Here is an 11,184-nt window from a genome sequence, read left to right on the forward strand (position 1 = left end):
GTAAGATCAAGCATACTATACACTGTAATCTCAACCTCTTTAATTGATCACACGCCCTAGTAATCCTAGATTATTTTGTAAAATCTATATAAAAGTAAGTAGTCCATAAAGATAGCCTCTGCGAAAATTAAAAATTATTTACCCAAAAATTAAGTCTCTTGCCTCCCCTTTTTTAGGGGATGAAAAAAATATTTGGTTCATTATTTCAATCCCAATGGTGAGCGCCAGAGGTACTGATAACTGATAACTGATAACTGAAATGACCTTGCCGTATTTAAGTACCTATAATGCTTTCTAAATATAGAATAAACACCCTGAAAAATAATATCATCAAACTAGATCGATCTAGTTTGATGATAAATTTGTCATCTAAAAAATACTCAGGAGCAAGAATATAATACTAATTAAATCTAGTGACCGAAAGTATCTTGATAACCATAGTAAGTCAGAGGCTAAAAACCACTTATACTTCTGAAATGACCTTGCCGTATTTAACTACCTATAATGCTTTCTAAATATAGAAGAAACACCCTGAAAAATAATATCATCTAATAAAATACTCAGGAGCAAGAATATAATACTAATTAAATCTAGTGGCCGAAAGTATCTTGATAACCATAGTAAGTCAGAGGCGAAAAAACACTTATACTAAAGAATTAGAAGAGACTTTTTAGATGAGGATTTAGTATTGGAACTATGGGGAAACTCCATTGTTCCCAGTAATCCCTATTTCATAATGTCAATGTTTACTTATGTATGTAGCACTAAAAAACTCAATTTAGAATTGTATCTATAAATTAAGGTTAATGTTTTCTGTGATTATTGATTATATAGTGTACCTAAACTCTTGATTCTATAAGAACCTATCTGCTAAAAACAGATAAATTTTACGGTCAATTGATAAATTTAATTTTCCACGTTTGACTGAAGCCTTAAATCACAAAAAATTTAGATTATTTACATAGTAGGAACGAGCTGAATTCGTCCAGCATCCATTTCCTCCATTAATAACTCTAATGCTTCGTAATCTACATCGGAAATATAGCCAACTCGTGTCAACTCAGAGTTGATTTGATTTTCTATTTCAGGAGTTAATCGCCGAAAATAGAGAGCTTTAGATACAAGTTTCCGAATCACACAGTTTGGTTCCATGACTAATCTAAAATTAAAACTCTACATAGTTAAATTTTGTGGTAGATGCTTACCCTAATAGGTGATCCAATACTATATAAGAAAGTGATATTCATCATTGAGACCTTGAGGCCAGGATAAGTGAAATCTATGAATCATAGTTTCACGCTATAAGTTTTTGGTGCTATCTTGAGATATATCTAACCATAAAATACACACCTAAACGTAGTAATAGTGGCAGTACCAGTAGAGAATTTACTCACACCCGATATCCACAAACCTGCTCGTTACCTTGGTAATGAGTTTGGTGCTTTTCATAAACCTTGGGACAGCTCTCAAGTACGCTGGGTGTTGACCTACCCAGAAGTTTATGAAGTAGGAGCTTCTAATTTAGGACATATAATTCTTTACAATATCTTAAATTCTCAGCCACGGCAACTATGCGATCGCGCATATTTACCAGCTCCAGATTTAGCCAAAAAATTACGGGCCACAAATACGACCTTGTTTGCTGTAGAATCAAGGCGATCGCTTCTTGATTTTGATATTCTTGGCTTTAGTCTCAGCTATGAATTAGGAGCTACAAATATTCTAGAGATGCTAAGTTTGGCAGGTATTCCCTTGACTTGGCAAGAACGACTCGAACGAAGTCAGAAGTCAGAACTCAGAAGTCAGAAGTGGTACTCTCCATCCTCTCAAGGAAGTCAGAACTCAGAAGTCAGAAGTCAGAAGTGTTACTCTCCATCCTCCCCAAATTCCCCAAACTACTCTTTCCCTCTAATCTTCGCCGGGGGTCAAACAGCAACTTCAAATCCTGAACCTTATGCAGAATTTTTTGATTTTATTGCTCTAGGAGATGGAGAAGAGTTACTTCCAGAAATTGGCTTAATAGTTCAGGAGGGGAAAGCTAATAAATTAACTAGAGAAGAATTACTGTTAGATTTAGCCCAAGTTCCCGGTGTCTATGTGCCACAATTTTATAGCATGGCTGAAGATGGCTCAGTCTCCCGGATTCGTGAGGATGTGCCAGAAAGAATACTGCGTCGAGTTGCAACTCCTATGCCAGCTTATTCTATTGGTTTAGTTCCTTATGTAGAAACAGTCCATGACCGATTAGTAATAGAAGTGCGACGTGGGTGTACCAGAGGTTGTCGCTTTTGTCAACCAGGTATGTTAACTCGACCAGCACGAGATGTAGAACCAGAACAAGTGGTGGATACTATTGAAAAGGGTATAAGTGCAACTGGACATAATGAGTTTTCTTTACTTTCCTTAAGTTGTTCGGATTATCTGGCTTTACCAGCAGTAGGAACTGAGATTAGAAACCGTTTTAAGGATGAAAATATTTCTCTATCTCTACCAAGTCAGCGAGTAGATAGGTTTGATGAAAATATTGCCAATATTATTGGTGGTACTCGCCAAAGTAGTTTGACTTTTGCTCCAGAAGCTGGGACTCAACGAATGCGGGATATTGTAAATAAGGGATTGACAAATGAGGAACTTTTGCGGGGGGTGAAAACTGCTTATGAGCAGGGTTGGGATAAGGTTAAGCTCTATTTTATGATTGGTTTGCCTGGAGAAACTGATGCTGATGTGTTGGGTATTGCCGAAACGGTTAATTGGTTACAGCAAGAATGTCGAGCTAAAGGTCGGAAAAAGTTACAGGTTACTCTGACAATTTCTAATTTTACTCCGAAGCCTCATACTCCTTTTCAATGGCATTCCGTTTCTGTAGCTGAATTTGAACGTAAGCAAGAATTACTAAAAGCAGAATTTAGGAAAATGAAAGGCATCAAGGCAAATTATACAGATGTCCGTCTCTCAGCGATGGAAGATTTTTTGGGTAGAGGCGATCGCCGTTTGGCATCTGTAATTCGGCGTGCTTGGGAAAAAGGGGCTGGAATGGACTCTTGGTGGGAAAGTTTGGATAGAGCTTTTACTGCCTGGAATGATGCTATTGCAGAGTCTGGTTTGAGTTGGAAATACCGTCAGGTAGAAAATGGTGAGTGGAATGTATTTGAAAATACGGAAAATAATTTTGATATATGTAAAGAGCAAATCAATTCTTTGCTTGACCAACCCTTACCTTGGGAGCATATAGATACGGGAATTGATAAAAATTGGCTGAAGGAAGATTTGCAGAAGGCTTTGGTGGAGGCGACTGTTCCCGATTGTTCTTTTGCTGCTTGTTCTGCTTGTGGTGTTTGTGGTCCCGATCTAGGTCATAATATTGTTGTTCCACCACTACCAATTCCGGAGTTTGTGGGTGAGTTTGTGCCCAATCAAAATCGGGTACAACGTCTGCGAGTCTGGTTTGGGAAGTTAGGGGAAATGGCTTTGGTAAGTCATCTAGATTTGGCTAGGTTATTTGCTCGTGCTGTGCGTCGGAGCGGTATACCTATTGCTTTTACCGGAGGGTATCATCCAAGTCCACGGATTATTCCAGCTAGTGCTTTATCTCTAGGGGTAACTAGCACAGGGGAAGTAGTGGATTTTGAGTTGACAGAAAAAATGGATGTGGTAGTATTTCAGAATAAACTGGTGAGTCAATTGCCAGTCGGTATACCTATATATAAGTTAGAAGAGGTGGAGGTTAAGAGTCCTTCTTTATCTCAGATATTGCAGAAGGCAGAGTATATTTTGAGGGTCAGGAGGACAGATGATTCTACTGTACACTCGAGAGAAGACTGCAAGAGCATAGGAGAAGTAGGGGGCAATGACTTTTCTGCTAGGTTTGGAGAGCAAACCCCTACCGTCTGGCAAGAGTGGGTAGAGGCAATTAAAAGTAGGGAATCAATTCTTTGGGAACAAAAAACTAAGTCAGGTAAGCTAAAGGTTGTTAATTTACGCGATCGCTTATTTGAGCTGGAGTTTTTCAAGCATTCAAGGACTTTAAGTTCTTGCTGTACAGATATTGCATCAGTTATACCGAATGTTCCGCTCAACTCTTATGAGTCAAATTGGAATTATGAAACTGATGGTATTATTCGTTATGTAGGAAGCTATCAGAATGATGGAGTTTTATTAAGACCAGAAAATGTGGTTTATATGCTGGAGCAAGTAAGTAAATTAAGGTTTGAGTTGTTAAATACTCATAGGCAAAGGTTGTTTTTGGGGCAATAAAAGTTCTCTTCAAATTCAATTAAAGTTAATCAAGAAGTTTCGTTTTTTTAATTATGGGAATTGAAAGGATTATTCGTGTTTTTTTAAACTCGAATAATAATTCGATAAAATTTTAAACTGAAACATTATTTATGGATTAAAAAAATGCAGTTTTTTTAGGTGCCTATAATCGGCTAATAGTAATTCTCCAAAATCAAAGCTATACTCCATCAAAACTTCAGTTATTAAAAAGCGTTTCCTGACGCAATGCTCCGCAAACAACACTTCAGCAATCAGCGGTCAGCTTTTTGAGAAGGGAATTGAAACCCCTCCTAAAATTACGACAAGCTAGAACTTTGGGATTTAGAACCAAGCTTTTAAATACCCCTAATTATATGCACAAATTTTTAGGCTGATAGCTGATAGCTAGTTAACTAATAATAATGGTTCAGTGATTTTTTTTTACGATTATCCCCATGAAAATAAGATATTTTAATTGATGAAACGCCCTAGATCGCCGATTCATCTCACGCCATAATCTATGATGCATGCGTGAGATGAATCGGCGGTAAATTAATGGGACTCAATGTCCCATTAATTTACAAATATTATCCCCAAGTTTTGGTAAAAAAAAACTTGTACTATTATGTTTTATAACCTCGGAAATTTGCCGTTATGCGGACTGCCTATCAATACAAATTAAGGCCAAACAAAGACCAAATTGCCACGATAGAATTGTGGTTAGAATTGTTGCGTCGGCAGTACAACTATAGATTGGCTGAAAGGTTTTCATGGTGGGAAGAAAACCGTTGCCCGGTTAATGCTTGTCCATTAATAATGCCAATTCCTCAACTCAGAGATAATCCAGATTATTACTCTCAGAAAAAAGATTTGGTAAATACCAAAGACAAATTTCCTGAGTACAAATTAATTTATTCTCAAGTATTGCAAGATGGCATTAAACGGGTAAAACTAACATTTGATAGGTGGTTGAAAACAGATAAAAACGGTCAGCGATTAGGGAAACCAAGGTTTAAAGGAAAAGGTCGTTATCGTAGTTTTACTTATCCTCAAATCAAACAAGATTGCCTAGAAGGAAACAAGATTAATTTACCCAAAATTGGCCTGGTAAAATTAATTCAACATCGACGGTTACCAGATGGTTTTCAAATTAAAACTGCTACGATTAGCCGTAAGGGTGATGGGTATTATGTAACTTTATCTTTGGAGGATAAATCAGTTCCCTATTTCCCTGATGTTAAACCCACAACAGAAAACACCCTAGGCATTGACATGGGATTAAAAGATTTCTTGGTGACAAGCAATGGAGAATCCGTCCCAATCCCTCAATACTATCGCTCATCTCAAAAGCGATTAAGAACTCTACAGAAACGTTTATCACGAAAGAAAAAAGGCAGCAACAGATGGTTAAAAGCTGTCAAGGCGGTGGGCAAACAACAGAAAAAGGTTGCCGATAAACGTAAAGATTTTCATTTGAAAACAGCTAATGAATTGTTATCAAAAGCTGATGTTATTGCCCACGTAGACGCTCGCGGCGTGCCGGAGGCAAACTTAAATATTAAAGGGTTAAGTAAAACTCGATTGAGTAAATCAATTAATGATGCTGGATGGGGTCAATTTCTAACTATTTTAACTGTCAAAGCTGAAAATGCTGGACAGAAAACAATAGGGGTAAACCCCAGAAATACTAGCCAAGATTGCTCAAATTGTGGTAAAAAAGTCCCGAAAGAATTATCCCAAAGAACTCATTCTTGTCCGCACTGCGGTGTAGTAATAGACCGCGATGTAAACGCGGCGATAAATATAAAAAATAGGGCGGTAGGGCATTCCGTCCTTAAAGCTCGTGGAGTCCGACGGGGTACCGGGACTACGAAACGAGAAGCCCACACTAAGCTGACGCTATAGTGTGAGAATATGTCACTGTGTCTTGAATCATAATAATCTATCAATTCCAATACACAGCAACTATACAAAATAATCTAATTTGTAAGGTTATTAATTAATTGGGTTGTCTGTTATAAAAAAAAAATTATTCAGAGCGCTTGAACTAAAATAATAGTACAATCAGAAAATTAGTAAGTTATGCAGATGCAGTAAGTCTTGATGTAGATTAGTGGAACTAGATGTTAACTAACCAGAAGAGTAAATAACCAAAATACTAAAAAAGCCATGGAAATTATAAATAATTGAATGGTGGTTAAAACTCACAATTAATATAAGCATTTAAACGTTTGGTTAATGGTAATGACTTCAGACTTCAGGAATTCCGATAGAGCTATTGAAAGGCTGAATTCAACAATTAATTATTTTAATTATTAATAATTACTTCTCCTTGAAAAGAAGAGGATTCACTCAAAGGAAAATTTTTTCTTGTTTCTCCCTTAAAGGAGAGTTTTTAAACCTTAATTATTTGGTAAAATGCTTAAATATGAGTGAAAATAAATTGGTAATTTACAAGAAAGGCTGAATACTGATTATTAGCTAGCTGATACTAATTAACTAATAGAGCTGAGAGTAGATATCCCTAATTGATTAATTATGTTGATTACTCTAATTATAAATGCTTGAAAGATAGTATTATTCTAAAAAATTAGAGTTGATACTAAAACTCGAAGTTGATAAATAAAGTTGGATTAGTTTTGTTGTTGATAATTTTATTGATCGCTCGCTCGCTAAGACTGTAAAAATTGCTATAAATACTTGGTTTAGAAAAGGTGAACTGAAACAGAAATAACTCAAGACTAAAGCAAGTATTATCTAAAAAACATAAATCAAAGTTTACAGGATAAAGCAGTTAAAATCCAAAAATTATAAGTAACCTACATAACATCAAAGGTGACTTAATTTAAAACGCCACATTTTATTTAAACCCCACCTTTAAAAGTGGGGTCTTACAAAAGGGAAAGACTTGGTTACCAAGTCTGTACAGGAGGAAATTGAATGCCAAAGCAAATAATCATCGCGGAGCAACACAGGATCTCTGCCGTATTTTCTGAAGACCAAATACAAGAACTTGTCGTCGCTAAAGGTAGCCATCAAGTTAGCGATATCTATCTGGGAATTGTAGAAAATGTACTACCAGGAATAGATGCAGCTTTTGTCAATATTGGAGACCCCGAACGCAATGGGTTTATTCATGTCAGTGACTTAGGCCCCTTGCGATTAAAGCGCTCCTCTGGCGCTATCACAGAATTACTTACACCCCAACAAAAGGTTTTGGTGCAGGTAATGAAAGAACCTACTGGTACGAAGGGACCACGTTTAACAGGTAACATCACTCTACCAGGTCGTTACCTAGTCTTGATGCCTTATGGACGAGGAGTCAACCTGTCCCGACGCATCCGTTCCGAAAGCGAACGAAACCGCCTCAGAGCATTAGCAATTTTAATTAAACCAGCGGGTATGGGCCTCTTAGTTCGTACAGAGGCAGAAGGAATGGAAGAAGAGGCTATTCTAGAAGACCTAGAAGTCTTGCAGCAACAATGGGAAACAATCCAAATAGAAGCTAGCTCCAACAGAGCACCCGCCCTACTAAATCGAGATAATGATTTTATCCAGCGAGTGCTACGAGATATGTATAGCACGGACGTAAATCGAATTGTAGTGGACTCTAGCGAAGGAACCAAACGAGTTAAGCAGCACTTACTCAATTGGAGTGGGGGCAAACCATTACAAGTATTGATTGACCATCATAGCGATCGTATCCCAGTCCTAGAATACTTCCGAGTCAACGCGGCCATCCGAGAAGCTCTCAGACCAAGGGTAGACCTACCCTCCGGTGGTTACGTGATTATCCAACCCACCGAAGCACTAACTGTCATAGATGTCAACTCTGGTTCCTTCACCCGTTCCGCTACGGCCAGGGAAACGGTACTTTGGACAAACTGCGAGGCAGCGACAGAAATAGCCCGTCAACTACGCCTGCGTAATATTGCCGGAGTTATCATTGTTGACTTTATTGACATGGACTCGCGACGAGACCAACTCCAAGTCCTGGAGCATTTTAATCAAGCCCTCAGAGCAGATAAGGCTAGACCTCAGATAGCTCAGTTATCAGAGTTGGGGTTAGTTGAGTTGACTCGCAAACGCCAAGGTCAAAATATATATGAACTATTTGGTAATACCTGTCCTACCTGCAATGGATTAGGACATTTAGTTCATTTACCTGGTGAATCAGAAACCTCTATGGGAGAAATCAACTTATCTCTAGCTACCCGAACCACAGATATTGAAGAACCAACCAGATCAGTAGCTCTTCCTCCTCCAACCTTAGTAGGTGTAGCTCAAAACCAATCTTGGGAAACGACGCAGGGATACCAAGAAATGGAGACTGCCAATAATGCCTCTGATTTAGAATTGTTGAATCACCCTAGTTACCAAGAAACCCGTCGTCGCCGTCGCCGTCGAGTAGGGGTTGATGAAACTATGCAGGATGAAGCTTTAGAATTGCAAGAAAGAGAATTGGCATCGGGAATGGAGTATCCTATCCTTTCAGAAGGATATTCGTTGGCAACTTCCAATCGACGTCCAGGAAGAGAAATAATTAGACCTGTTACTGAACCTCCAGAAATAGTAGCGGTGGAAATGACATCCGATGAGCAAGATGTTTATGCCTTGATGGGTATTTCTCCACTAACGCTTTTAGAAGAAGGAGCAGTAAAAAACCCTAAATCAGCAATTATTTCTATTAAGGAACCAGGGGAAGGGGAGAATTATTTGAGGAGGACAAGAGCAGAAAAGGAAGAAACTGAAGTTGAGTCAGTGGTAGATAATGAGAATGAGGAGGAAGAGATTGAGGAGGATGGCGAGCGGGAATTGGATAATTTTGATTTACCAGTTTCTTTAGAGCAAGGTGATGATTTTGATAGTGATGAGGAAAATGATAATTATGATTTGGAGTTGAGCGATCCAGATATCGATCTGAACTCAGACAGTAATGATTCTGACGATTATGGGCCAATTCGTCGCCGTCGCCGTCGTTCTTCTGCCACTGCAGAAGAAAGGGAATAGTTCGTTAATGGATAATGGATAATGGATAATTACCTATCCCTAAAAGCTATCCCTTACCCATAAGTCTTGAAACCCTTGTGGGGAGAAGGGGAGCAGGCATCAGGGGAGAAAGGAGAAAAAATCATAGTAGCTAAGTAAAACTACTGAAGTTTTCCAAGAAAATGTATTTTCCTATACACTTTTTCTCCCAAAAAAGCCGAGCCAAGACTTGCGCATAACTCGTCTCTAATGCCCAAGCTTTATGTTAAGAAAGATGTGGATAAAGCAGAGCAAAAAAAGGGAGAAGATTGACTAGAATGAAAAAATTTATTTCTCTTGGTTGATTGGATATGGCGTTTAGCTAGCGCAAAACTGCGTTAACGCTCCGCGACATGTAACGCGTAGCGTCCCGGAGGGAAAGGAAACCCGAAGAATGCATAGCCACGAACGCTTTTTCCTGACGGAATGCTCCGCAAACATGTCGCGTAGCGTTAACGTAGTTATGCGTAGCAAAACGCCATTCCTCAACCGCTTTTTCCCCTATCCAAGAGGAGGCTAATAAAGCTGAATTATTTAATTAATAATTATTAATTATTCGGTAAATAGTGTGTGGGGAGTGTGGGAAATGTAATATAAATTCTCCTGACTTATAGCGGTTTTCACAAAGGTAGACTACAAAATTTCTGCCCTCTGCCCTCAGTATAAGTGCCTTTTGCCTTTAAGCCAAAATATTTGTGTTCTATGTTTAATGAAAACTGCTATGATTGATTCTGAATCTTCACTTCTAACTGCTGGTGTGGATGAAGTGGGGCGTGGCGCATTATTCGGACCTGTAGTCGCCGCAGCGGTAATTTTGCCAGAAGAGGTTTTAGACGATCTGGTTAGTAGTGGGGTGACAGATAGTAAAAAGTTGACTGAAAAACGTCGGTGTCAGTTGGCTACTAAAATTGGGACAGTGGCTTCGGATTGTCAGATTGGTATGGCTTCTGTTTGGGAAATTGACCGTTTGAATATTTTACAGGCTTCTTTATTGGCAATGAAGCGGTCTGTTTTAAAGTTAAAGTTGAGGCCAGATTTGGTTTTGGTTGATGGAAATCAAGAGATTAGAGATTTATTGATTCCTCAAAGGACTATTGTTAAGGGGGATAGTAAGTGTTTGGCGATCGCTGCGGCGAGTATTGTAGCTAAGGTTTGGCGAGATGCTTTGATTGTGCGTTTAGCGAAAAAGTATCCTGTTTATGACTTGACTAATAACAAGGGTTATGGTACAAAAAAGCATAAGCAAGGAATAGTAGATTATGGGGTCTCGCCTCAACATCGTCTTTCGTTCTCATTAGGGAGCAGAGATTAGGGGGTGTGGGAATTGTGGGAAGTATGGGAATTAGTTGGAAACTTAGGTATACAGACATCGCCAGATGACTTGCCTTTGCCCCCCGATGGGGTTAATGGGGATTAGTTGGAAAGTTCGTTGGTAAAACACGGGGTTTTTGATTTTTTTATTTTTCCGACCCTTTGGGTTAATGGGGGACTTAATTGTAAGGATTTGGAGAGCAAACCTATACGGACTTCATCCCTTGGGTTAATACTAATAACTGACGTGCTCGTGTTTTATGTCGCGCAGAGAAAGGGGAACGGAGTTCTATCGCCCCCCTAATTATAACTATCTTGAGTTGAAGAAAAAGTCATAATTATAGGCAATGAACCCCAGTTAAGTTTTATAATACCACAAAAATTGTGAGGATGCAACGGAAAATCCTTTGACACTAGATTCTTTTTCAGGAGCTTTAGAAAATGAAAATGTTAGTGATTTTCCACTAGGGAGGCTAGATAGATAGAAAGATTTGAGGAGCTTGACAAGATGAAGATATTTCTGGTATTGCTCTAGGGCGTGTCATCAATTAAAGAGGTTGAGATTACAGTGTATAGTATGCTTTCGCTTAA

Annotated in this window: 5 protein-coding genes; 4 read left to right on the forward strand and 1 reads right to left on the reverse strand. The window is 38.6% G+C overall.

The window, feature by feature from the left end:
* Positions 1-957: 957 nt before the first annotated feature.
* Positions 958-1,152, reverse strand: coding sequence for a hypothetical protein (locus tag F6K40_RS35110; protein WP_293143252.1), 195 nt, complete (start codon positions 1,150-1,152; stop codon positions 958-960).
* 213 nt (positions 1,153-1,365) lie between these two features.
* Here F6K40_RS35110 and F6K40_RS35115 point away from each other — a divergent pair, with 213 nt between their 5' ends.
* The 4 genes from F6K40_RS35115 (at position 1,366) to F6K40_RS35130 (ending at position 10,594) form a co-directional block, all read left to right on the forward strand.
* The gene (locus tag F6K40_RS35115; RefSeq protein WP_293143255.1) at positions 1,366-4,254 is read left to right on the forward strand and encodes a TIGR03936 family radical SAM-associated protein; all 2,889 of its coding nucleotides are present in this window, start codon (positions 1,366-1,368) and stop codon (positions 4,252-4,254) included.
* Between the two features lie 654 nt (positions 4,255-4,908).
* Complete coding sequence (locus tag F6K40_RS35120) at positions 4,909-6,159, forward strand: RNA-guided endonuclease InsQ/TnpB family protein (protein WP_293143257.1); 1,251 nt, start codon at positions 4,909-4,911, stop codon at positions 6,157-6,159.
* A gap of 1,035 nt (positions 6,160-7,194) precedes the next feature.
* Positions 7,195-9,264: a ribonuclease E gene (gene rne / locus F6K40_RS35125; RefSeq protein ID WP_293143260.1), complete on the forward strand. Its 2,070-nt coding sequence runs from the start codon at positions 7,195-7,197 to the stop codon at positions 9,262-9,264.
* Positions 9,265-10,003: 739 nt separating this feature from the next.
* Positions 10,004-10,594, forward strand: coding sequence for a ribonuclease HII (locus F6K40_RS35130; protein WP_293143263.1), 591 nt, complete (start codon positions 10,004-10,006; stop codon positions 10,592-10,594).
* Positions 10,595-11,184 lie beyond the last annotated feature (590 nt).

This window comes from Okeania sp. SIO3I5, from assembly GCF_010672085.1.
Classification (GTDB): Bacteria; Cyanobacteriota; Cyanobacteriia; order Cyanobacteriales; family Microcoleaceae; genus Trichodesmium.